At 69.2% G+C, this 21,479-nt stretch carries 21 protein-coding genes and 1 tRNA gene; 11 read left to right on the plus strand and 11 right to left on the minus strand.

Annotated features, from left to right (window positions below; all coding sequences use genetic code 11):
- Positions 1 to 40: 40 nt before the first annotated feature.
- The 5 genes from ACYVKI_RS14310 to ACYVKI_RS14330 all read right to left on the minus strand — a co-directional run bounded on the left by ACYVKI_RS14310 (position 41) and on the right by ACYVKI_RS14330 (position 4,839).
- The gene (locus ACYVKI_RS14310; RefSeq protein ID WP_460691037.1) at positions 41 to 766 is read right to left on the minus strand and encodes an HAD family hydrolase; all 726 of its coding nucleotides are present in this window, start codon (positions 764 to 766) and stop codon (positions 41 to 43) included.
- Positions 763 to 1,800: an ABC transporter ATP-binding protein gene (locus tag ACYVKI_RS14315; protein WP_460691038.1), complete on the minus strand. Its 1,038-nt coding sequence runs from the start codon at positions 1,798 to 1,800 to the stop codon at positions 763 to 765. Before ACYVKI_RS14315 ends, ACYVKI_RS14310 begins: the two co-directional genes overlap by 4 nt.
- Positions 1,801 to 1,868: 68 nt before the next feature.
- Entirely contained in the window at positions 1,869 to 2,777 is a 909-nt protein-coding gene (locus tag ACYVKI_RS14320; RefSeq protein WP_460691039.1) for an ABC transporter permease, read from the minus strand.
- On the minus strand, positions 2,765 to 3,703 hold the full coding sequence (locus tag ACYVKI_RS14325; protein ID WP_460691040.1) for an ABC transporter permease: 939 nt from the start codon (positions 3,701 to 3,703) through the stop codon (positions 2,765 to 2,767). The genes ACYVKI_RS14320 and ACYVKI_RS14325 overlap by 13 nt, the downstream gene beginning before the upstream one ends.
- Complete coding sequence (locus ACYVKI_RS14330) at positions 3,700 to 4,839, minus strand: ABC transporter substrate-binding protein (protein WP_460691041.1); 1,140 nt, start codon at positions 4,837 to 4,839, stop codon at positions 3,700 to 3,702. Before ACYVKI_RS14330 ends, ACYVKI_RS14325 begins: the two co-directional genes overlap by 4 nt.
- Before the next feature lie 406 nt (positions 4,840 to 5,245).
- On the opposite strand from ACYVKI_RS14330, the gene ACYVKI_RS14335 reads away from it, so the two are divergent.
- Together ACYVKI_RS14335 and ACYVKI_RS14340 are read left to right on the plus strand one after the other, a co-directional pair.
- The gene (locus tag ACYVKI_RS14335; RefSeq protein ID WP_460691042.1) at positions 5,246 to 6,007 is read left to right on the plus strand and encodes a GntR family transcriptional regulator; all 762 of its coding nucleotides are present in this window, start codon (positions 5,246 to 5,248) and stop codon (positions 6,005 to 6,007) included.
- Between the two features lie 27 nt (positions 6,008 to 6,034).
- Positions 6,035 to 7,438 (plus strand): serine/threonine-protein kinase, encoded by a 1,404-nt coding sequence (locus ACYVKI_RS14340; RefSeq protein WP_460691043.1) that lies wholly within the window; start codon positions 6,035 to 6,037, stop codon positions 7,436 to 7,438.
- Positions 7,439 to 7,464: 26 nt separating this feature from the next.
- Here ACYVKI_RS14340 and ACYVKI_RS14345 read toward each other — a convergent pair whose 3' ends face one another.
- Positions 7,465 to 8,946, minus strand: a complete 1,482-nt coding sequence (locus tag ACYVKI_RS14345) for a hypothetical protein (protein WP_460691044.1) — start codon at positions 8,944 to 8,946, stop codon at positions 7,465 to 7,467.
- Positions 8,947 to 9,188: 242 nt separating this feature from the next.
- Between ACYVKI_RS14345 and ACYVKI_RS14350 the strand changes: the two genes are divergently transcribed.
- Positions 9,189 to 9,713, plus strand: a complete 525-nt coding sequence (locus tag ACYVKI_RS14350) for a helix-turn-helix domain-containing protein (protein ID WP_460691045.1) — start codon at positions 9,189 to 9,191, stop codon at positions 9,711 to 9,713.
- A 57-nt stretch (positions 9,714 to 9,770) separates the two neighbouring features.
- Here ACYVKI_RS14350 and ACYVKI_RS14355 read toward each other — a convergent pair whose 3' ends face one another.
- Entirely contained in the window at positions 9,771 to 10,613 is an 843-nt protein-coding gene (locus ACYVKI_RS14355; protein WP_460691046.1) for a DUF6612 family protein, read from the minus strand.
- Between the two features lie 146 nt (positions 10,614 to 10,759).
- Between ACYVKI_RS14355 and ACYVKI_RS14360 the strand changes: the two genes are divergently transcribed.
- The 3 genes from ACYVKI_RS14360 to ACYVKI_RS14370 all read left to right on the plus strand — a co-directional run bounded on the left by ACYVKI_RS14360 (position 10,760) and on the right by ACYVKI_RS14370 (position 13,421).
- A tRNA-Gln gene (locus tag ACYVKI_RS14360) sits at positions 10,760 to 10,831 on the plus strand.
- 135 nt (positions 10,832 to 10,966) lie between these two features.
- A complete protein-coding gene (gene glmU / locus ACYVKI_RS14365; protein ID WP_460691061.1) occupies positions 10,967 to 12,400 on the plus strand; it encodes a bifunctional UDP-N-acetylglucosamine diphosphorylase/glucosamine-1-phosphate N-acetyltransferase GlmU in 1,434 nt (477 codons plus the stop codon).
- A 40-nt stretch (positions 12,401 to 12,440) separates the two neighbouring features.
- The gene (locus tag ACYVKI_RS14370; protein WP_460691047.1) at positions 12,441 to 13,421 is read left to right on the plus strand and encodes a ribose-phosphate diphosphokinase; all 981 of its coding nucleotides are present in this window, start codon (positions 12,441 to 12,443) and stop codon (positions 13,419 to 13,421) included.
- A gap of 21 nt (positions 13,422 to 13,442) precedes the next feature.
- Here ACYVKI_RS14370 and ACYVKI_RS14375 read toward each other — a convergent pair whose 3' ends face one another.
- Positions 13,443 to 14,255 (minus strand): alpha/beta fold hydrolase, encoded by an 813-nt coding sequence (locus ACYVKI_RS14375; RefSeq protein ID WP_460691048.1) that lies wholly within the window; start codon positions 14,253 to 14,255, stop codon positions 13,443 to 13,445.
- 242 nt (positions 14,256 to 14,497) lie between these two features.
- Between ACYVKI_RS14375 and ACYVKI_RS14380 the strand changes: the two genes are divergently transcribed.
- Both ACYVKI_RS14380 and pth read left to right on the plus strand, forming a co-directional pair.
- Positions 14,498 to 15,127: a 50S ribosomal protein L25/general stress protein Ctc gene (locus ACYVKI_RS14380; protein ID WP_460691049.1), complete on the plus strand. Its 630-nt coding sequence runs from the start codon at positions 14,498 to 14,500 to the stop codon at positions 15,125 to 15,127.
- 62 nt (positions 15,128 to 15,189) lie between these two features.
- Positions 15,190 to 15,774, plus strand: a complete 585-nt coding sequence (pth, locus tag ACYVKI_RS14385) for an aminoacyl-tRNA hydrolase (protein ID WP_460691050.1) — start codon at positions 15,190 to 15,192, stop codon at positions 15,772 to 15,774.
- Between the two features lie 49 nt (positions 15,775 to 15,823).
- Here pth and ACYVKI_RS14390 read toward each other — a convergent pair whose 3' ends face one another.
- Positions 15,824 to 16,327, minus strand: coding sequence for a DUF2505 domain-containing protein (locus ACYVKI_RS14390; RefSeq protein WP_460691051.1), 504 nt, complete (start codon positions 16,325 to 16,327; stop codon positions 15,824 to 15,826).
- 178 nt (positions 16,328 to 16,505) lie between these two features.
- On the opposite strand from ACYVKI_RS14390, the gene ACYVKI_RS14395 reads away from it, so the two are divergent.
- Both ACYVKI_RS14395 and ACYVKI_RS14400 read left to right on the plus strand, forming a co-directional pair.
- Positions 16,506 to 17,153: a ClpP family protease gene (locus tag ACYVKI_RS14395; RefSeq protein WP_460691052.1), complete on the plus strand. Its 648-nt coding sequence runs from the start codon at positions 16,506 to 16,508 to the stop codon at positions 17,151 to 17,153.
- Entirely contained in the window at positions 17,150 to 17,770 is a 621-nt protein-coding gene (locus ACYVKI_RS14400) for a ClpP family protease (RefSeq protein WP_460691053.1), read from the plus strand. Before ACYVKI_RS14395 ends, ACYVKI_RS14400 begins: the two co-directional genes overlap by 4 nt.
- A gap of 130 nt (positions 17,771 to 17,900) precedes the next feature.
- Here the strand turns inward: ACYVKI_RS14400 and ACYVKI_RS14405 are convergent, their stop codons facing one another.
- Both ACYVKI_RS14405 and ACYVKI_RS14410 read right to left on the minus strand, forming a co-directional pair.
- Positions 17,901 to 19,133 (minus strand): hypothetical protein, encoded by a 1,233-nt coding sequence (locus tag ACYVKI_RS14405; RefSeq protein ID WP_460691054.1) that lies wholly within the window; start codon positions 19,131 to 19,133, stop codon positions 17,901 to 17,903.
- Positions 19,134 to 19,516: 383 nt separating this feature from the next.
- Positions 19,517 to 19,954: a helix-turn-helix domain-containing protein gene (locus ACYVKI_RS14410; RefSeq protein ID WP_460691055.1), complete on the minus strand. Its 438-nt coding sequence runs from the start codon at positions 19,952 to 19,954 to the stop codon at positions 19,517 to 19,519.
- 93 nt (positions 19,955 to 20,047) lie between these two features.
- Between ACYVKI_RS14410 and ACYVKI_RS14415 the strand changes: the two genes are divergently transcribed.
- The gene (locus ACYVKI_RS14415) at positions 20,048 to 21,193 is read left to right on the plus strand and encodes a calcium/sodium antiporter (RefSeq protein WP_460691056.1); all 1,146 of its coding nucleotides are present in this window, start codon (positions 20,048 to 20,050) and stop codon (positions 21,191 to 21,193) included.
- The last annotated feature ends 286 nt before the right edge of the window (positions 21,194 to 21,479 follow it).

The following is a 21,479-nucleotide window of genomic DNA, read 5'->3' on the forward strand; positions in this document are numbered from 1 at the left end:
CCTCAGCATGGTCTCTACCCTCAGCAGCGGGCACAGCGGATCAGTCTCGGCCCTCGACGCCCTCCGGCGCCACCCGGGTCTCGACGTCGGTGAGCCGGGTCAGCCGCAGCGCGCAGGCCAGCTCCACACCCGTGTCCGCGTTCACCCCGATCACTGTCGTCCCTGCGGCCTGCGCGGCCCGTGACCCGGCTGGGGAATCCTCGAAGGCCACCGTCTGCTCGGGGGCGACCCCCAGCGCCGCGGCGGCCGCCAGGTAGAGGTCCGGGGCCGGTTTGCCGGCGGCGACGTCGTCAAGGGTGCGCACGACGTCGACCCGTTCCAGGATCCCGACGTCGGCCAGCATGGCGAGCACATCGGCGCGCAGTCCGTTGCTGGCCACCGCCAGGGGGACGACGCCGGAGAGCGCCTCCACCAGCTCCACCGCCCCGGGCATCGGCCGGACCCCCTCGGCCAACAGCGACGAATAGCGTGCGGTGAGCTTCGACTCGATCCCTGCGGCGCTCGCCGGGGAGCCCAGCAGCTCGGCCAGCCGGCGCGCCGACTCGTCGACCCCCAGGCCGCGGAAGTCCTCCAGCGCAGTGTCCGCAGTGTCTGCGGTGTCCGCCGTGGGGGTGCCCTGCGGCAGCCAGGAGGCGATCAGCTCCATCCATACCGACTCGGAGTCGACCAGCAGGCCGTCGCAGTCGAAGATCACCGCCTCGGCGGTGACCGACCGATCCTGTTCCCGGAGCGGACCCAGGTGGGCCACCTGTCCTGTCCGGATCATGCGGGCACCTCGATGGTGCGGGAGGGGAGTCGGAGGGCCGGGGCGGAGAGCAGATGCGGCGAGACTCGGGTGCCCGGCACCAGGTCGGCGGCCTCGGCGGCCGAGACGGAGCTGGTCACCGAAACGCCGTCGGCAGATTCCGCACGCACCACGGTGCGCTCGCCGGTGTAGATCTGGGAGACCACAGTGCACCGGCCGTCCTCCTCCGGCAGCAGGGTCAGGTTCTCGGGGCGGATGAAGACGGTGTCCAGCCCAGCCCGCGGCGCCTGGGCCGGCAGCGCTCCGCGAGTGAAGGATGGGTCGGCGCCCAATTCGGTCACAGTGCCTACGAATCGGGCGACGAACTCCGTGGTCGGACGCTGGTAGACGGCCTGCGGCTCATCGATCTGCTCGATGATCCCACCGTTGAGCACGGCCACCCGATCGGCGATGGCCAGCGCCTCCTCCTGATCGTGGGTGACGAACATCGTGGTGATGCCCAGCTGCTGCTGCAGCCGGCGGATCTCCTCACGGATCTGGGTGCGCACGATCGCGTCCAAGGCGGAGAGCGGCTCGTCCAGCAGCAGAACCTCGGGCTGGGTGGCCAGGGCCCGGGCCAGCGCCACGCGCTGCTGCTGCCCGCCGGAGAGCTGGTGCGGAAAGCGGGCGGCGAATTCGCCCAGTCCGCACATCTCCAGCATCTCCACGGCCAGGGCCCGGCGCTTCTCTCGCCGGACCTTGCGCACGCGCAGGCCGTACTCCACATTGTCCTGCACGCTCATGTTGGGGAACAGGCTGTACGCCTGGAACACCATGCCGATGCCCCGTCGGTTGGGCGGCACCGCGGTCAGGTCCTCACCGCCGACGATGACGCGGCCGGTGCTCGGGCGCTCGAATCCGGCCAGGATCCGCATCGCGGTGGTCTTGCCGCAGCCGGAGGGCCCCAGCACGGTCACCAGCTCGCCGGCGCCGATGGTCAGATCCAGGTTCTTCAGCACTGTGGTGGGTCCGAAGGACTTGGACACACCCTCGAGCGTCACCTCGTTGGAGGTCACGGGAGCGGGCTGTGCGGAGGACGACGCAGCGTCTGCGGGGGTCGTCACGGGAGATGTCACGGACGCATTCATGAGGTGGGAGCTTTCTGGGTGGACTTCTGGAGCTGCTTCTCGGCACGTGCCGCCCGGCCGGCCGGGGAGAACCGGTCGGCGGACAGCGTCGCGACGAACAGCAGCGCCCAGGTGGTCAGGTTCAGCAGCACCGCGATCGCGATGGAGGCGCGGAAGTCATGGGAGGAGACGTCATAGAGCCAGACCGGGATGGTCTGTTGGCTCAGCGTGGCGGCCAGGGAGAACTCGCCGAAGCACAGGGCCGTGGTGAAGAACACCGAGAACAGCATGGAGCCGCGGATGTTCGGGATCACCACTCGGAAGATGGTGCCCCAGGTGCTGGAGCCCAGGATCGCGGAGCCTTCCACCATGGCTTTCAGAGGGATCGTGCGGAGGCCGGCGTCGATGGATCGGAAGGTGAACGGCAGACACAGCACCACGTAGGTCCCGACCAGGATCAGCGGCAGGTCCGGGTTCTGCAGGAACTGACTGACCTGATTGCCCAGAGAGCCGCGTCCCTGCTGAGCTCCTGCCCTCAGCAGCGCGACCACGCCGGCGGCGATCGCGATCGGCGGAACCACCAGGGGCAGAGTGCACAGGATCTCCAGCGCCGGGCGCAGCTGGGGCGCCCACAGGTGGACTGCGACCAGAGCGGGGACCAGGGCGAGCACCAGAGTGACGATCGTCGCGGCGGTGATCGCGAAGGTTCGGCTGGCCGCCGCGGCCAGGGAGGCGTCCTCGGTGATGACCGAGTAGGCGTCCACGGAGAAGCTGCCGCCGGGGAACAGAGCGTAGGCGATCGAGCAGAGCACCGGGATGGTGACATACAGGGCGACGGCGACGACCGGCACCCAGCGGGAGGCCCGCAGGGCACGGCCGCGGCCCGTCCCGGTCGCAGGGGCCGGCGGGGAGGTCACTGCATCCATCGTGTGCTCCTTCGCTGCAGGCGGTTGAACAGGAACAGCACCGCGACCGCGACGACCACCATCGTGACGCCCAGCGCCATGGCCACAGGCTGGCTGGAGGGGCTCTGGCCCAGCAGGGACGAGATGTTCAGCGGGATCAGCGGGAAGCCTCCTGCGCCGATCAGCACGGCGGCCGAGGCGTGGGTGGCGAAGGCGGCGCCGAAGCACAGGATCAGCCCGCCCAGCAGCGCAGGTGCGGCCACGGGCAGACCCACGCGCCGCCAGAAGACCGCCGGGGATCCGCCGAGTGCGGCGTTGGCCTCGCGCCATTCGCGACGCAGCCCCATGAACGTGGGCAGGGTGACCATGACCATGGTGGGGATCAGGAAGTACTGGTACATGACGACCAGGCCCTGCCAGGAGTACAGCGAGAAGCCGGTGGCTTCGAGGTTCAGCGTCGAGTAGACGACTCCGGCGTTGCCCAACGTCACGATGAAGGCGAACGCCAGGGGCGCGCCGCCGTCGTTGGCCAAGACCGAGGAGAAGACGGCCACGACGGAGTCCAGCTTCTTGGAGCGGATCAGGCTGATGCAGAAGGCCGTCACGGCGCCGACGACCGCGGCGATCAGGGCACCGACCACCGAGACCTGCAGGGAGTTCAGCACGGCCTGCGAATGGGAGCCGGTAGTGAGCGCGGCGAAGTGATCGAGGCCGACGCCGGTGGCGCCGTCCTCCGTGGTGACGGTGAACGCGATGATGGCCATGCCGACGATCGGCAGGATGAAGAACAGTCCCAGCAGAAAGCCCAGCGGCAGCAGCGAGAGCGTGGCGGGGTGACGCAGGGCCGACCAGGTCTCCCGGCCGAGCCGGCGGCCGGTCCGCCGGTCGGACCGGCCGCGGCTCAGCTGGGAGGGAGCGGCGTCGCGCGAGGTGACCGGGGTCGTCACCGGATGGCACCTGCCCACTGCTCGTCGACGACGGCCTGGTTGGTCTCTCGCTGCTCCAGCGTGGGCTGGGGTGCTTCCACCCCGCCTTCGCCGGGAAGGGCTTCCAGGGCGTCCTGGTCGACGGTGCCGGCCTCGATCATGGCGTCGAGGCGGACAGGCGTGACGTAGCCCTCGAGCAGGATGTTCTGGCCTTCGTCGGAGAAGAGGAACTCGAAGAACAGTCGGGCGACGGCGGGGTGCGGGGCGTCGTCGTTGAGGGAGGCGGCGTAGAAGGAGGAGACCTGTCCGTCGGAGGGCAGGGTGATCTCCAGTTCGATGCCTGCCTCCTCGGCCAAGTCGTCCGCGATGGGCTGCAGCAGGTAGTCCCAGTTCAGCACGATCGGGGTCTCGCCGGTCTCGATGGTTCCGGCGTTGGCCTCCACGGGCAGCAGATTGCCCATCTCGGAGAGTTCGGCGAAGTACTCGATGCCGGGTTCGATGTCGTCGAAGGATCCGCCGTTGGCCTCAGCCGCGGCGTGGACGATCATGAAGGCGCCTTCGGAGGCGGTGGGGTCGGAGGGCAGGGCCACCTGGCCCGAGTACTGCGGGTCCAGCAGGTCGGCGAAGTCCTCCGGGCAGTCGGAGACGCGGGAGGTGTCGCAGCCGATGGCGATGGTGCCGCCCAGATGGTTGATCCAGGTGCCGGCCTCGGACCGGAACGCCTCGTCGACGTCGTCGATGGTGGCCGGGGTGTAGTGGGCCAGCAGGCCGTCCGCGTCGGCTTCCTCGGCGAAGCTCATCCCGGTGTCCAGGTAGTCCAGGGAGCTGTCCTGGCCCTGTCGGTTGATCACCGCGTTGATGAGGTCCTGGCTGGAGCCGGTGGAGGTGTCGTTGACGATGTCGATGTCGTACTTCTCGGAAAAGGCCTCCAGCAGCTTGCCGTAGTTGGCCCAGTCTTCGTAGAGGCCCATGGCGTTGAAGGTGCCTTCGGCCTGAGCGTCCTCGATGAGCTGGTCCATGCCGCCGCCGTCCTCGACGGTGGTGGCTTCGCGCCAGCTGGAGGAGGACTCCGAGGCGCCGGAGTCTCCACCGCAGGCGGCCAGCCCGAGGGTGGTGATGGTCAGAGTGCCGAGCAGGGTGGTGGTTCGTGTGCTCATCAGTGCGGTGCCAAACCCTTCTTCAGGTGTCGAGTGATCGAGGGTGCCGCGGGACCCGGCGTGTGGCCGGGATCTCCTGCGGCATCGAACAGACTCCATGTTCACTAGTGAACTCATCGAAGTCAAGTCTAAGATCACTAGTGGAAATGGACAGCCCGGGGCGGTAGGGTTCCTTCCGGGTGAACGGAGGGCGACAGCTCGGTGAGGATCCGGGCACCCACGACGCAGGCTTCCGGCGGGGCCGACGGGTCAGCTCCGCAGCAGAGACAGGGATGAATTCGAAGGCCGGGCGACGACAGCGTCTACACTGGTCAGCGGCATGCCCGGCAGGCTCCGGTGCGACGCCGGAACGACACCGGAACGACACCGGAACGACACCGGGACGACATCGGGGAAGGGGTGGAGGATGGCGGGCTTCGCCTTCAGCAGCATCGCGGAGGCGCTCCGCGAGGAGATCCGCTCCGGGGTGCTCGGTGTGGGGGACTCCCTGCCCTCGGAACGAGCCCTGAGCGAGCGGTTCGGCGTCTCCCCGGGCACAGTGCGCGTCGCGTTGAAGGAACTGGTCTCCGAAGGCACCGTCGACGGCACCCGCGGACGGCCGAAGACGGTGGTGCGCGTGCCGCGACCGCAGTCCAGCTTCGACGAGTTCCACAGCTTCGCCCAGTGGGCCCGCGGCCACGGCCGGGAGCCCGGTGGGCAGGTTATGGAGAATCGGTGGCAGATCGCCTCCGAGATGGACGAGGTGCTGCTCCAGGCCCGACCGGGCCAGCGCGTCCTCGCCGTGACCCGCATCCGCACCCTCGACGGCGAGACCGTCATGCTGGAGCGCACGCACTACCCCGAGTGGCTCGGTGAGATCGTCGAAGCGCTGCCGAAGGACACCTCCTCGGTCACCTCCGTGCTCGCCCAACGGCACCAGGTGCACTTCAGCCACGCCGAGCACATGTTCGGCGCCGAAGGAGCCAAGGCCCGGGACGCCGCGATGCTGGGCATCTCCCGCGGAACGGCCCTGCTGATGCACCGGCGCGTCTCCCGGGACCCGGGCGGACGGTTGCTCGAGTGGTCCACCGACCGGTACATCTCCGGGCGGATCCTGCTCTCCGTGGGCAATTCGTGGAACTCCAATCCGCTGCGCTGGGCGCTGCCCGGATCCGAGCCCGGACTCTGAGCAGATCGCTCGGTACACTGGCCCGTGATGGGGGATCTCTTCGCCGGGCGCTATGAGCTCGTCGACCCGCTGGGAGAAGGCGGCGTCGGCACCGTCTGGCGCGTCTGGGACCACCGTCGGAGGGCCTACTGCGCGGCCAAAGTGCTCCGCCAGGTGGACGCCACCTCCCTGTTGCGCTTCATCCGCGAGCAGAGCCTGCGCCTGGATCATCCGCATGTGCTGGCCCCCACCGGCTGGGCGGGGGAGGACGACAAGGTCCTGTTCACCATGCCGATCATCGCCGGCGGGTCCGTCTCCACCCTGGTGGGGGACTTCGGTCCGCTGCCGCCCCGGCTGGTCGCGGTGCTGCTGGACCAGCTGCTCGCCGCCCTGGAGACCATCCACGCGGAGAATCTCGTCCATCGCGACGTGAAGCCGGCGAACCTGCTCCTCGACGCCACCGGCCGGGACCGCCCGCAGCTCTGGCTGGCGGACTTCGGCATCGCCGCCGGGATCGATGAACCCCGTCTCACCCAAGGGCCCTATGCCCTCGGCACCCCTGGTTATCTCGCCCCGGAGTGTCTGACGCTGGGCTGGGAGCCGGACCCGCGGGCCGATCTGTATTCCGCGGGCATGTGCGCGGTGGAGATGCTCCTCGGGCTGCGCCCGGACCCGAACCCGGAGGCCACCGAGGCCCTGGCCGCAGCGGAGGTGCCGCATCAGTTGCCGGCCGGGCTGGTCGACGTCGTCACCGGCCTGGCACGTCCCGGCCTAGGGGCACGCCTGCCGGATGCCGCCACCGCCCGTCGCATGCTCGCCGCCACCGGCCTGTGCTCCGAGCACGCCCCGCTCGAGAGCATCCTCGGGGAGGTGGAGGTCTTCGACCAGGTGCCTGACCTGCCCTCCGGGTGGACCCCGGATGGTCCTGCCGACGGGCACGGTACGGCAGCCCCCGCCACGGCAGCCCCCGATGACGCCGGGTCCTCCGCCGGGTCCTCGGCTGGCTCCTCCGCCGCCGACTCCTCTGCCGGCTTCGCCGCGTCGGCCCACTCTGCCGTCGCTGCAGCACCTGCTCATGAGCCGGGCACCGACTCCACGACGCTGATCGATCGCCGGGGGACACCCACCCGGCCGGTGCCGCCGGAGGAGACCCGGCCGGCCGGGTCGCATCCGCCGCAGCCTCCGCAGCCTCCGCAGCCTCCTGTGCAGCCCCTTGCGATGTCTCCGGTGCAGGCGCCGGACCAGACGTCCCGGGGTTCTGCGCCGAGCCCGCTGGCACCTCTGGGAGGGCAGCGCCAGGATGTCGGGCCCGAACCCATCGGGGCACAGCCCCACGGCCGGGTCCAGGGACTGCGGCGCCCCGGCAGGCTTCGGGTGATCGGGATCGCCGTGGGGCTGATCCTCGCCGGGCTGCTGGTGCTGCTCGTCACCCTCTGGATCGTGCTGACCTGATCAGACGGTCCGCATGCTGAGGAGCGTCAGCGTTGATCCGGGCCCTGCCCCCAGAACGGCCGTCCCGGGGAGGGACCCTGACTCTGCTGGCCCTGACCCTGCTGGCCCTGACCCTGCTGGCCCTGACCCTGCTGGCCGTGGGGGTGCTGTTCGAAGGGAGGCCGACTCGGGGCATGCGGGTTCGGAGCCTGCGGGCTTGGGGCGTCGGGCAGCGGGTGCGGGTTCCGAAGGGCCCGGACCAGCACGAAGGAGCCTGAGCCGATCAGCAGCAGCCCGAGCACCGCCAGGACCGCCACGACGGCCGGGCTGTCACCCCACGAGCTGATCCGGGCCAGGGGTCCGCTGCCGGCTCCGGTGGGGACCACGTCGCCTCCGGAGAAGGTCGGCCATGCCTCCTCGTAGACCTCCGGATAGGCGGGGGCACCGTCGCCGGCCTCCCCGAAGGTGCCCACGGTCAGGCGGTACAGCACGGGGAGACTCTCCCCGGTGTCGTGATCATCTGCGGTGACCACCAGGAACTGCTCGCCGGCGAGCATGTTGTGGTCGAACTCGCGATTGAACCATCGGATGGGGCCCGGACTCACCCGGTACTGGGTCGAAGAGGACGTGCTCAGCGTGCCGGAGTCGTAGTCGACCATCGCGCGGAGAGGATTGGTGACTGCCAGCGAGACCGATCCCATTCCGGCGAGCCGGTCGGCGAGTCGGTCATCGGGCTGGGGGAAGAACGCCTCCGCCTGCAGCCGCTCGCCCCAGTGGACCGGCACACGGAAGATCTGCGTCTCGCCGGGGCGGATCTCCAGGTCATAGGTGCTGCCGAGCTCCAGTGCCGGGGCCATGCCGAAGGACCGGCCCGGTTCGATCTCCAGGGCGCCGGAGACGTCGCGCCCGATGTCCCGCCACTCGTGGTCGCCGGCGCTGTCCGGGGGAGGGAGCTCACCCAGCCGCATCGGGCGCGGCTCCTCATGGACGAGGATCTCCACCGGTTCTCCGACGCTCCGGAGATCCTCCGGATCACCGCCCAGGGCGATGGTCAGCACGATCTCCTCGGCCGCACCGCAGGCGCCGTCGCCGGTGCCGTCCCAGGACGGTGCGGCCGCGACGTGGGTAGTGCGCAGGTGGTCGCGGAATCCGGAGGCCGTGCTGGAGAGGGTGTCCGAGGAGCAGGAGTCGCCCTCCCAGGTGCCGGTCTCCACGCGGACCGGATCTCCTTCGCCCCGCTGCCCCAGCGCGGTGACTCCGATGTGGAGCGTGGAGTGGTCGATCTCCCGGGGGATCCGGTAATGCAGGGTTCCGGTGGTGAACTCATCGAGGTACTGGGTGCCGGAGCTGAGCTCGACGGCGTCTCCGGGGTGTCCGCCGCCGGTGATCATCTCACCCTGCAGCACGGGCTCGTCGAGCGTCTCGGCCGTCATGGGGGTGAAGCCGCCGGCCGCGGGGGCGGTCGGCAGCAGCATCAGCAGGACTCCGGCGGATGCGGCGATGGTCCGCCAGGGGGCTCTGATCGTCATCTTCCGGGCCTCTTCGACAGTGCAGTGCGGCGGAGGCACGTGCCGTGGACGGCACGCTCCTGGGCGGCAGTCTACTGCGCCGGTGGCCGCGGTGACGGGGTCACCGCCTGCGCAGAGGTCCCGGACCCGCCGACAGTTGCGCCAGCAACGGGCCCAGAGCGGGTGACGCCGTCATCGCTGGATCACGGCAGGACGAGTAGACTTCGCGTGAGTGAACGACGACTGCTGGAGATGAGGCGTCCATGAGCGTGGAAGAGAACATCGAGGCTCAGCGAGCCGCCTATGGCGAGCAGCTCTCCGAGATCTTCGGGAGGATCAGGCAGGCCCTGGGGATCAACCAGTCCGAATTGGCTGGCGTTCTGGGGATGTCGGCGCCGATGCTCTCCCAACTCAACAGCGCCCAACGGGTCAAGATCGGCAATCCAGCCGTGCTTCAGCGCCTGCAGTCCCTGGATGAGCTGGCTGAACAGCTGGACCAGGGTCTCGTCGCCGCCGAGGGGGTGTCCGCTCGGCTCGAGGAGATCCGGTCCTCCACCGGCCGGTTCACCCGGACGACCTCCATGGTCTCGGCCGAAGGCGGTGACGCCGCCGTCGTCGCCGGGGTGCGGAACCTGCTGCGGGCTGTGGCCTCGGGCCAGCAGATCAAAGATGCCGCCGATCAGCTCGATGAGGGTGCCCCCGGCCTCGCCGAAGTGCTGCGCACCTACGGGCTCGGCTCCGTCGGGCGGGCGCTGGATCACTATACGAATCACAAGGATCTCTTCTGACACTATCCTGCGGATCGGGTGTCCGCCCGTGCCGCACGGGCCCCGGCACGCCGCAGGTCAGCCTTGCGGCCCGTAGACCTCCTCGAGGACGTCGGCAGGGATCTCCAACGGCGGGATCTCGTTGAACAGGGAGTATTCGGCTTGGATCTCCATGCCGAGGCTGACCGGATCTGGGGAGTCCTGGGTGTGCAGGGTGAAGGAGAACTCCTCGACGAAGAAGGTCTCCGGGTCGACGGTGGCCTCGACGGTCATATCCGTCTCCTCGGGCTCGAAGCCGTCCAGGCTCAGTGAGAACGGCTCTTCGAACGCGTCGAAGGCGGCGCGGTCGCTGCCGCGGTACTCCAGCAGATAGGACCGGTCGTCATAGGTGACCTCCAGCAGCTCCTCCAGCTCGGTGAGGCTCTGGACCACCCGGCTGTACCGGCTGTCGGCGTCGTCGTCGACCTCGTCGAAGCTCTGCTCCTCCTCCCATCCTCGCCCGTTCTCGTTGGTGAGGACAGCGTCGTCCTGGAAGTAGGCCTCGAAAGACTCCGCCACGCGGCCGTGTTCGGTCACGGACCCGGTGACGTGGGCCTCGGAGTAGTCCTCGGCGCCTTGCGAGATCATCTCGAGCTCCTGGTCCTGTGCGGCCCAGACTGCGTCGAGCTCGAAGGACATGGTCATCTCGCTGCGCAGGGTCTCCAGCGTGGCGCTCGCGTCGAGCACATGGGTGAAGACCTCGCCGTCCGCCAGCGGGTGGGTCAGCGACTCGCCGTGGGCCTCGGAATGATGGGTGTTCGTCGCGGCGGTGCCGTTCTCCGATCGTGCCTGGCTCTCACCGGGGCCGAGGCTGACACATCCGGTGAGGGCCAGCAGCAGGACTCCGGCGGCGCTGGTGATGGCAGGGGCGAGGCGGATCATGATTCTTCCCATCTGTGAAGAGATCTGGCGTGATCTTCGCTGATGTTTACGTAAGCAAATGTAAGAGTTTGCGGTCGGGAAGTCAAGATGTGAACTCCGACGGGCACTCATGCGAAGATGAACACCGCGTGCCGCGAGGTCCGCACTCCGCCCTGGTGTAATGGCAGCACGCCAGCCTTTGGAGCTGTGCAGTCTAGGTTCGAGTCCTAGGGGCGGAACGACCCCCTGGTGACCTGTGCGCCGTTAGGATTGAGGGGTTCGTCGATTCCCGCGTCAAGGAGCGTCAGTTCGTGGCCACTTCCGAGATCCGTCCCGCTGCAGTGATCGTCCTGGCCGCAGGGGCGGGTACCCGGATGAAGTCCCGCACCCCGAAGATCATGCACAGCATCGGGGGGCGCTCCATGATCGGCCATGCCCTGTCCGCCGCCGGAGGCCTGCATCCCGAGCACCTGGTGGCCGTGGTCCGGCACCAGAGGGACAAAGTCGCCGCCCACATCGAGTCGCTGGGCACCCAGGCCGTCATCGCCGATCAGGACGAGATCCCCGGCACCGGCCGCGCCGTCGAATGTGGTCTTCAGGCCCTTCCGGCGGATGAGAGCTCCCCGCTGACCGGCACCGTGGTGGTCACCTATGGGGACGTGCCGCTGCTGACCCGCGAGACCCTCTCCGATCTGGTCAGCACCCATGACTCCCAGCACAACGCCGTCACCGTGCTCACCGCAGTCCTCGACGACGCCGCCGGGTACGGGCGCATCCTTCGGGCCGAGGACGGCTCGGTCACCGGCATCGTGGAACATAAGGATGCCAGCCCCGCCCAGCGGGAGATCCGCGAGATCAACTCCGGGATCTACGCCTTCGACGCCGAGGTGCTCACCCGGGCGCTCGCCCGAGTCACCACCGACAATGCCCAAGGAGAGAAATACCTCACCGATGTGCTGGCCCTGGCCCGCGCCGAGGGCGGCCGGGTGGCCGCCGTCGTCGCCGAGGACCGGTGGCAGGTCGAGGGAGCCAACGACAGGGTTCAGCTGCAGGCCCTCGGCGCCGAGCTCAACCGCCGCACCGTGGAGGCCGCGATGCGCGCCGGGACCACCGTGGTGGACCCTTCCACCACGTGGATCGACGCCACCGTCACCCTCGATGAGGACACCACGGTGCTGCCCGGCACCCAGCTGCACGGCACTACCCGGATCGGCCGTGACGCCGTCGTCGGCCCGGACACCACGCTCACCGACGTCGTCGTGGGGGAGGGTGCCACAGTGGTGCGCACCCACGGCTCCGGCGCGCGCATCGGCGACAGAGCGAGCGTGGGTCCCTTCACCTACCTGCGGCCCGGCACCGATCTCGGCCCCGAGGGGAAGATCGGCGCCTTCTACGAGACCAAGAACGTGACCGTCGGCCGCGGCTCGAAGCTCTCCCACCTCGGCTATGCCGGCGACGCGACGATCGGTGAGCACACCAACATCGGCTGCGGCAACATCACCGCCAACTACGACGGCGAGAACAAGCACCGCACCGTCATCGGCAGCCACGTGCGCACCAGCTCCAACACCGTCTTCGTCGCACCCGTGGAGGTCGGCGACGGTGCATACACCGGGGCCGGCGCCGTGGTGCGCAAGGACGTGCCCGCCGGCGCGCTGGCCCTGTCCGTGGCCCCGCAGCGCAATGCCGAGGGCTGGGTGGAGAGCCGGCGTCCCGGTTCCGCCGCGGCCCAGGCCGCCGCCGAGGCAGGGCTGGACGCCGAGGCAGGGCTGGACGCCGAGGCCGCCCAGCACACAGACTCCGAGTAAGCAGTGACAGCCCAGGGAACCGGAGAGAAGGAAGACCAGCATGGATGAGATCAGGCTGAGCGGCGAGAAGACCTTGGTGGTCGCCTCGGGGCGGGCGCACCCGGAACTGGCTGAGGAGATCGCCGCGGAGCTCGGCACCGAGCTCCTTCCGATGAGCGCCTACGGCTTCGCCAACGGCGAGCTCTACGTGCGCTCCTCCGAGTCGGTGCGGGGGAAGGACGTCTTCCTGCTGCAGTCCCACCCGTATCCGCTGAACAACTGGTTGATGGAGCAGCTGATCATGGTGGACTCCATGAAGCGCGCCTCCGCCAAGCGGATCACCGTGGTGTCCCCGTTCTACCCCTACGCCCGCCAGGACAAGAAGGGGCGCGGCCGCGAGCCGATCTCGGCCCGCCTGGTCGCCGACCTCTACAAGACCGCCGGCGCGGACCGCATCATGAGCGTGGACCTGCACACCGCGCAGATCCAGGGCTTCTTTGACGGCCCGGTCGACCACCTCTTCGCGATCCCGCTGCTGGCCGATCACATCCGTGCCCAGGTGGCCGACGACGAGATCACCGTCGTCTCCCCGGACACGGGCCGGGTGCGGGTGGCCGAGCAGTGGGCCGAGCGCCTGGGCGGCGCTCCGCTGGCCTTCGTGCACAAGTCCCGGGACCTGACCATGCCGAACAAGGCCGTCTCGAAGCAGGTCGTCGGTGAGATCGAGGGCCGCACCTGCGTGCTGATCGACGACATGATCGACACCGGCGGCACCATCTCCGGTGCGGTGAAGGTCCTCAAGGACGCCGGCGCGAAGGACGTCATCATCGCCGCCACCCACGCGGTCTTCTCCGATCCGGCCGCCGAGCGTCTCGCCGCCTCCGGCGCCCGGGAGATCGTGGTCACCAACACCCTGCCGATCCCGGAGGAGAAGCGGTTCGAGCAGCTCACCGTGCTCTCCATCGCCCCGATCCTGGCCCGGGCGATCAAGGAGGTCTTCGCCGACGGCTCGGTGACCTCGCTCTTCGACGGCCACGCCTGAGGTTCAGGGCCTGGGCGGGTCTCAGGTGCTGAGCAGTGCGGCGATCTGCTGCGGCTGTTCTACCGCGATCTGATGGGCAACACCGTCGATCATGGTGAACTGTGCCTCGGGGAGCGCCTCGGCGGCTTCGCGCATCATCGCCGGGGCTGCCACCTCATCCAGCTCACCGGCCACCAGGTGGACCGGAGTGCGGATCCGGGACAGTCGGTCCCGCAGATCGAACCGGCTCAGCACGGAGCACAGGGCGGCGTAGGTAACATCGTCAGCGGCGCGCAGCGAGGCCATGACATCATCGACGGCTCCGGGAGCCGCCGTCCGGAACTCTGGAGAGAACCAGCGCTGCCGGGTCGGTTCGACCAACGACGTCGTGCCGTCGTCGAGGACCTGCCGCGCCCGATCCCGCCAGGCCTCCTCGGTGCCGAAGCGGGGCAGGCCGGCGATCACCACAGCGGATTCCAGAGCGTCGCCGCCGATGGTCGCCACCTCCAGCGCCAGTCCTCCGGCCAATGAGGTGCCCGCCAGGCGCACCGGGATGTCCCGGAGGGCGGGCTGCTGCTGGCGAAGCCGGTCGAGGCTGTCCAGCACCGCCGCCGCCAGCAGTTGCATCGACGGCGTCTCCGGGGCGTCGGTCCACGGGCCCGAGAGGCCGTGGCCGGGAAGATCCAGGCCCACGGCCCAGACGTCCGGTGTCAGCTTCGGCGCGACGGGGGCCCAGGCGGAGGCCACATCCGTGCCCAGACCCGGGACCAGGACCAGCAGCCGATGCGGGTCCTGGCAGGTGGTCAGCGTCGTCATTGCCAGGTGTGGTGCGTCCAGCGTCGGTGCGGTGTCCATGAACCCGAGTATGGCGGGCTGTCGATGATGCCGACAAGCTACCGTGGGCCTCGTGATAGCATGGTCAACTGTGCCCAGGCGAGGGAGCGCCGCAGACCGATCGCAGAGCGATCAGGGTCCGGCGGCGGCTCCGTGATCGACGAGGCGACGGACCGGCTGCTCAGCAGCTCTTCTCCCGTGAACTCGTCGGTACCGGCCCCAGGCCCTGGAACTCCCACCAGACAACCGACGAAGGACACCCCATGGCAGACAAGATCGTCATCCCAGCCACCACCCGCACCGACTTCGGCAAGGGTGCCGCCCGCAAGGCCCGCCGCGCCGGCTACATCCCCGGTGTCGTCTACGGCCACGGCGAGGCCCCCATCCACATCCTGCTGCCGAACCACGAGACCACTCTGGCGGTCCGCAACCCCAACGCGCTGATCACCCTCGACATCGAGGGCAAGACGCAGCTGGTGCTGCCCAAGGACATCCAGCGCGACGCGATCTACCGCAGCGTCGACCACCTCGACCTGCTGGCCGTGCGCTCCGGTGAGAAGGTCGTCGTCGACGCTCCGGTCGAGGTCATCGGTGAGCCGGCCTCCGGCTTCGAGTACCTGCTGGACCAGCCGACCGTCGCCGTCGAGGCCGAGGCCACCCACCTGCCCGAGTCGATCACCATCGACATCACCGACCGCGACCAGAACGCCCTGCCGGAGCACCTGCAGCTGCCGGCAGGCGTCACCCTGGCCCTGTCCGACCTCGAGTCCCCGGTCGTCACCATCTACGAGCCCACCGCTCAGGACCTCGGTGACGAGGAGGAGGGCGCCGAGGAGTCTGAGGAGGCTCCCGCCGAGTCCGCCGAGGGTGAGTCCGAGGGTGAGGACGCCTGACCAGCGGCACGCTCAGTCGCCACTGATTCGAAGGATCGCCGCTCCTCGATAGACTGCGAGGCATGGCATCTGACACCTGGCTGATAGCGGGGCTCGGGAATCCCGGGTCCCGCTATCGTCATACTCGGCACAACATCGGCCACATGGTCCTCGACGAGCTCGTCGGCCGGATGGACGCGAAGTACACCCGCACCAAGGTCGGCGCTCAGGTCGTCGCGGCCCGTCTGGGAGCGGGCGGGTCCAAAGTCGTCTTCGCCGTCTCCGAGGGCTACATGAACACCTCCGGCAAGCCGGTGCGCGGCCTCGTCGACTACTTCGACGTCGACCCGGCCCGCCTGGTGGTGATCCACGACGAGGTCGACCTCGACTACGGCCGCATCAAGCTCAAACGGGGCGGCTCCGAAGGTGGGCACAACGGGCTGAAGTCCATCACCCAGCACCTGAAGGGCGACCGGGACTACATCCGGGTTCGTGTCGGCGTCTCCCGGCCGCCCGGGCGCATGGACACCGCCGACTACGTGCTGCAGAAGTTCTCTTCCGACGAGGCGAAAGACCTGCCGCAGCTCATCGGCCGCGCCGCCGACGCCGTCGAGCTGATCATCACCGAAGGCCTCACCGCCGCGCAGCACACCGTGCACCAGAGCTGAGGGCGCCCGGGAGCGTGCCCTGCGCGGCGGGCCCTCGATCAGCGGGCTCTCAGCCGTTCTGCTCGATCCACGTCGCGACCTCGCGGGACTGCACCGCCACGAGCTTCTTCATGTACGGCTCGGCGGCGGACTTCAGCTTCTTGCCGATCAGCGGGATCGAGGTGGACACCTCGCCGCGCACTGTGGCACGCGTCTCGCCGTCCCCGCGGGCGTGGAGGACCTGGGAGGCCGCGGCGCTGACCGGAGCCGAGTGGATCTTCACGTCCATATCGGACCGGCGCGACCCGTCGGCGTCGGGCGCCGACCAGTGTTCGGTCACCGTCACGGTGACCTGGCCCTTGATCACCTTCTGGGCGATCTCCGGAAGACGGTCCACCGGCATCGACTGCCGGGAGGTCACCTCGAAGGCGCCGGCGGTGTCCCCGCTGGCCTCGAAGCTCTCCAGCGTAGAGCCGACCGTGTCGGCCAGGTGCTGGTGGAAGTCACGGGAGGCATAGGCGGCCACGATCTTGTCCACGTCGTGGGAGATGACGGTCTCAGCTTCAATCGCCACGGGCGGTGCTCCTTCTCGAGGGGTGACAGTGCGTTCGGCAGATGCGCCGAACAGACGCTCTCATCATAGAGGTCCGCACCGCCGGGAGCAGATCAGCCCACGGCGGATCAGCCCATGGCAGATCCGCTCCCAGCAGGATGCTGCCGCCGTTCCCGCCGACTGCGGAGACGCTGGTCCCATGAGTGACGACACCCCCGCATCCCCCGTGTTCACCGAAAGCGCCCGCCAGCAGATGCTCCACCGCCGTGTCCTGGTCCTCGACGGTGTCCTCGACGAGGACAACGGCACCCTGCTGATGACTCAACTGACCACCCTCGCCGCCGACGACCCCCACACCGAGATCGCCCTGTGGATCCATTCGCCCGGTGGTTCGGTGCCCGCGATGCTCGCCCTGCGCGACCTGATGCGCGCTGTGCCCTGCTCGGTGGCGACGCTGGCGCTGGGCATGGCCGCCAGTGCGGGGCAGTTCCTGCTCACCGCAGGCACGCCCGGGCGTCGCCTGGCGCTGCCGCACACGAAGGTCCTGATGCACCAGGGCTCCTCCGGCATCGGCGGCTCCACCGCCGATGTCGAGCTCCAGGCGAAGGACTTGCGCGCCACCCGGGACACGGTGCTGGAGCTGACCGCCGCAGACACCGGCCGGCCGTTCGCGCAGATCTTCGAGGACTCCCTGCGCGACACCTGGTTCACCGCCGGCCAAGCGGTGGACTACGGGTTCGTGGACGCGGTGGCCGAGGACTTCGCGCGCATCGCCCCGCATGCCGGGCGCCGCCCAGTGGGACTGACCTCGCATCTGGAGCGCACCACCTCCGAGGAGGCTCGATGAGCACCTACACCATCCCGCAGGTCATCACCCGGGACGGGCGCGGAGAGCGCGCCATGGACGTCTACTCCCAGCTGCTGCACGAGCGCATCATCTACCTGGGCACCGGCATCGACGCAGGAGTGGCCAACGCGATCATCGCCCAGTTGCTCCACCTGGAGTCCGCGGACCCGCAGGTTCCGGTGAACCTCTACATCAACTGCGAGGGCGGGGACCCCTCCGCGACCCTGGCCATCTACGACACCATGCAGTACATCCACGCCCCGGTGGCGACGACCTGCGTGGGCCAGGCCTTCGCCGCCGGGGCGGTCCTGCTGGCCGGCGGAGAGCCGGGGATGCGGGCGATGCTCCCACATTCGCGGATCGTGCTGCATCAGCCTGCGCTCGGCGTGGGTCGGGGCGCCATCCCGGACCTCATCCTCCATGCCGACGAGCTGGTCCGCGTCCGTGGCGAGCTCGAAGACGTGCTGGCCCGGCACACCGGCCGCGCGGTGGAGCGGCTGCGCGGCGACACTGACCGGGACCGGGTGCTCACCGCCGTCCAAGCCCTGGACTACGGACTGGTGGATGAGGTGCTGAGCATGCGTCCGACGACGGCGGTGAATCTGGGCGTGGGGTGACGCACTCCATCGAGGAGTCATGCTCCCGTGCATCTTCCAGCGAGTGACGCGCATCAGCGTGTCGAGATGCACGGGAAGGTGACTCTTCGACCGCGCGGCGGGGTCAGGGTGGATCCCAGCTGCTCGGTGATCAGCAGATGTGCCGCGGGGCGTCTCCGGTGATGTGCCAGCTGATGTTCTCCCCGCAGGGTGATTCGCGCACCGCGGTGCCGTTCACCTGCAGGCTGAGGCTGACATCTCGGGTGAGCGGGAACTCGTCGCGGGAGGCGAGCCGGACCTCCCCGCCGCCGTCGACCGTGCCGGAGGCCAGGGTGACGTTGTAGCAGTTCTCGATGAGCACGGAGTTGCCGCCGGTGCCGCTGAGCTCCACTTCGCCGATGTGCAGTCCGCCGGACCGGGAGACGCAGAAGATCCCGCGTCCGCCGCCCTGGGCGACCACTCGGTCCACCACCACGTTGGTGGCGTAGCCGCCGTCGGCGGTCCGTCCGGCGGTGTTGGCCAGGCGGAAGGTGGCGTATCCGGTGCCGGTGGCCACATTGTGTCCGTCCACCAGCCCGATGCGGGCGTTGCGGGTGTTGTTCAGCAGCAGACCGGCGTAGCCGACGTCGCGGGCGATCACCGCCCCGATGTCGAGACCGTTGACGTTCCAGGTCTCCACCCCGTGGTGATCGGTGCCGGAGACGAAGACATGATCCATGGCCACCGAGGTGCTGTCGGCGCTCTGCCGGTCGAAGCGGATGCCGAGACCGCCGTCGAGGTCCAGGGTGATCTGGCCCAGGTGCAGGCCGCGGACTGCTCCGAAATGCATGCCGAACCAGGGGTCGCCGGTCATGGTCAGGTGGGGGATCGCGACATCGGTGGCGCCGAAGGACTCGATGGCGCCGCGGCCATCGTTGCTGCTGACCGCCATGGTGCCGCAGACCTCGAAGGAGGTATGGCTGGGCAGGTCGATCGTGTGGTGGCCGATCCAGCCGCTGGCCATCACCGAGACGCTCTCCTGGGCGGTGCGGCCGGGGGTCAGGCTGCCCAGCGCTTCCCAGATCGCGACGATGTAGCTGTCACCCTGGTGGACGGTCGTCCCGCGGTAGGTGGTGGTGAACCCGGTGTCCTGGCTGCCGGTGACCACGGCATCTCCGCTGCCGCAGGCCTGCTGGGATGGTCGGGTCTCCTGCGGGATGGCCGCCGTGGCCGCGGTGCCCCCGGTCAGCGCGGCCGCGCACAGGGCGAAGGCCGCCAGGAGGACTCCGACGAGCCGGGGGAGCCGGGGGAGCCGACGTCGTCCGGGTCGAGGGTGTGTGGGTCGAAGGTATGCGGGTCGAAGGTATGCGGGTCGGGCGTGTGCGGGTGGGGTGGGGTGTGTCATCGGCGAATCCTCTTGTCGGGATGCGGTGGACTGCTTGCAACGTGGGAACTCTTCGACGGCGGTGATGGTTCGACAGCTCAACAGAACCCGTGCATGTGTCGTAGCTCACACGATGCGCGGCACGATAGCAGGGTTCACCGCGACCTAAAAGGTTTCAAGTGACGAGGGGGTGATGTGCCGTGATCGTGGAGTCATTTTCCCGCGCATCGGATGCATGGTGATGCGTGTAAGTTGATCGAGATGTGCGGGGAAATGACTCCAGGACGCAGCGGGAGAGCTCGCGCGCACCAGGACGGGACGGGGACTTGGGGCGAGGAAGGGCGGCGCCCAGACTCTGGCCCCAAAACTCCGGCGCCCAGATTCCGGCGCCCAGGCGTCAGTCCTCAGGCAGCGGCACAGAGGCTCACCACGGGGGAGGCTCCGAGGTCGGCCCGCCCGTGGCCGGGGTCCGCCGCATGGCCCGTGGCGGGGGAGAATCCGATGAAGGAGAGGGTGTCGCGGCGCAGCTCGTCCGCCACCTCGACGGTGAGGTCGAGCAGCCCGATCCCCAGCGCCCCGGCGATGGCGGCGATCATCTCTGAGGAGGGCTCCTTGCGCCCGCGTTCGATCTCCGAGAGATACTGCGGGGAGAGCCCAGCCTCAGCCGCCAGCTCATGGAGAGTTCGTCCCTGGTGCTGGCGCAGGCGGCGCAGCCGGGCGCCGAGCACGTCACGCCACAGCGGCTCCTGTCCGCCGGGAGCTGCGGCGCCGCGCCGCCGCCACGGCTGCCGCGATGAGGCAGCCGGCTTCGGTGCCCTCTGATCTCCCGCGTGCTCGCTCATGGGCCCACAGTAGACCGCCCGTGACATCGTCGCCCAGGCTTTCTGCCCTGGGCAGAGGCCTCGAAAGGGGTCGGAGGTGAGTACGCTGGTGCCGTGAGCATACTCAGCCTCCTCCTGCTGCTCGGCGGTTTCGTCCTCCTCGTCGCCGGCGGCGAGGCGCTCGTCCGCGGTGCCGGGTCCCTCGGGCGCACCGTCGGACTGTCCTCCCTGGTCGTCGGCCTGACCGTCGTCTCCTTCGCCACCTCCAGCCCCGAGCTGGCTGTGTCCACCGGAGCGGCGCTCTCCGGTTCGCCGGGCCTGGCTGTGGGCAACGTGGTGGGCAGCAACATCGCCAACATCCTCTTCGTGCTGGGCCTCACCGCGCTGTTCGGCGCCCTGGCCGTGCGGTTGCAGCTCATCCGGGCCGACATTCCGGTGATGATCGTCTTCTCAGTGATGCTGATCCTGCTGGCCCTCGACGGCGGCTTCTCCACCGGGGACGGCATCCTGCTGCTGGCGCTGTTGGGCGTCTACCTGGTGGCGCTGCTGCTCTATGCCCGTCGCCAGCAGTCCCGGGGAGAGGAGGTCGAGATCGCCGTCGTCGAGGACGACGACGGCGCGGACGACGAACCGGGTCCGCTGCTGCGTGCGCTGCGGGCCACCACGCTGCGCTCCGTGCTGACAGACCTGGTGCTGGTGGCGCTCGGAGTGGGACTGCTCGTGGGCGGGGCGCAGATGCTGGTCTCCGGGGCCACCGACATCGCGGCAGCCTTCGGGGTCTCGGATCTGATCATCGGTCTGACCGTGGTCGCCATCGGCACCTCGCTGCCGGAACTGGCCACCAGCATCATCGCCGCCCTGCGCGGGGAGCGGGAGATGGCGGTGGGCAACCTGGTGGGCTCCAACATCTTCAACATCGGTGCGGTCATCGGGATCACGGCGGTGATCGCTCCGGAGGGCATCGACGTCGACCCGGCCGCGATCCACTTCGACCTGCCGGTCATGCTGGCCACCGCCCTGGTGCTGCTGCCGCTGGCCTTCACCGGACAGGCCATCGGACGGTGGGAGGGCGTGCTGCTGGTGGCCCTCTACGCCTCCTATGTGGCCTACCTCGTCATGGCCGCCTCCCATCACGCCGCCCTGGAGCCGTTCAGCACGGCGATGATGTGGTTCGTGCTTCCGGTGACGGCGCTGTGGATCATCGCCCTGGTGGGTTATGAGGTCGGACTGCGCCATGGACGTGCAGCTCTTCGCGGATGAGACTCTTCCGTGGGCCACTGATCACGGCCGTGGCGGCGTCGACGCCACAGCTGGAGGGTCCGCCGCGGGCAGGCGCGACCGAAGGTTCGGCGGCCGAAGCTCACCGTCTGGAACCGCGCTCCCGCTGAGAGCGGACGCAGATGCTCGCCGGCCTCGGGCGCAGTATCCTGTGGGAGGCCGCTCGGCTCGAGAACTCCACCCTGACCCCCCCACCCTGACCCCCCCCCACCCTGACCCCCCCCACCCTGAATCCCTCACACTGCACCCCCAACACTGAATCTTCAGC

The organism is Nesterenkonia suensis (genome assembly GCF_054782935.1).

Coding starts and splice junctions, on each gene's coding strand:
- ACYVKI_RS14310 (WP_460691037.1), bottom strand. CDS start 766: ATGATCCGGACAGGACAGGTGGCCCACCTGGGTCCGCTCCGGGAACAG.
- ACYVKI_RS14320 (WP_460691039.1), bottom strand. CDS start 2,777: ATGGATGCAGTGACCTCCCCGCCGGCCCCTGCGACCGGGACGGGCCGC.
- ACYVKI_RS14330 (WP_460691041.1), bottom strand. CDS start 4,839: ATGAGCACACGAACCACCACCCTGCTCGGCACTCTGACCATCACCACC.
- ACYVKI_RS14335 (WP_460691042.1), top strand. CDS start 5,246: ATGGCGGGCTTCGCCTTCAGCAGCATCGCGGAGGCGCTCCGCGAGGAG.
- ACYVKI_RS14340 (WP_460691043.1), top strand. CDS start 6,035: ATGGGGGATCTCTTCGCCGGGCGCTATGAGCTCGTCGACCCGCTGGGA.
- ACYVKI_RS14345 (WP_460691044.1), bottom strand. CDS start 8,946: ATGACGATCAGAGCCCCCTGGCGGACCATCGCCGCATCCGCCGGAGTC.
- ACYVKI_RS14350 (WP_460691045.1), top strand. CDS start 9,189: ATGAGCGTGGAAGAGAACATCGAGGCTCAGCGAGCCGCCTATGGCGAG.
- ACYVKI_RS14355 (WP_460691046.1), bottom strand. CDS start 10,613: ATGATCCGCCTCGCCCCTGCCATCACCAGCGCCGCCGGAGTCCTGCTG.
- glmU (WP_460691061.1), top strand. CDS start 10,967: ATGAAGTCCCGCACCCCGAAGATCATGCACAGCATCGGGGGGCGCTCC.
- ACYVKI_RS14370 (WP_460691047.1), top strand. CDS start 12,441: ATGGATGAGATCAGGCTGAGCGGCGAGAAGACCTTGGTGGTCGCCTCG.
- ACYVKI_RS14375 (WP_460691048.1), bottom strand. CDS start 14,255: ATGGACACCGCACCGACGCTGGACGCACCACACCTGGCAATGACGACG.
- ACYVKI_RS14380 (WP_460691049.1), top strand. CDS start 14,498: ATGGCAGACAAGATCGTCATCCCAGCCACCACCCGCACCGACTTCGGC.
- pth (WP_460691050.1), top strand. CDS start 15,190: ATGGCATCTGACACCTGGCTGATAGCGGGGCTCGGGAATCCCGGGTCC.
- ACYVKI_RS14395 (WP_460691052.1), top strand. CDS start 16,506: ATGAGTGACGACACCCCCGCATCCCCCGTGTTCACCGAAAGCGCCCGC.
- ACYVKI_RS14400 (WP_460691053.1), top strand. CDS start 17,150: ATGAGCACCTACACCATCCCGCAGGTCATCACCCGGGACGGGCGCGGA.
- ACYVKI_RS14405 (WP_460691054.1), bottom strand. CDS start 19,133: ATGACACACCCCACCCCACCCGCACACGCCCGACCCGCATACCTTCGA.
- ACYVKI_RS14410 (WP_460691055.1), bottom strand. CDS start 19,954: ATGAGCGAGCACGCGGGAGATCAGAGGGCACCGAAGCCGGCTGCCTCA.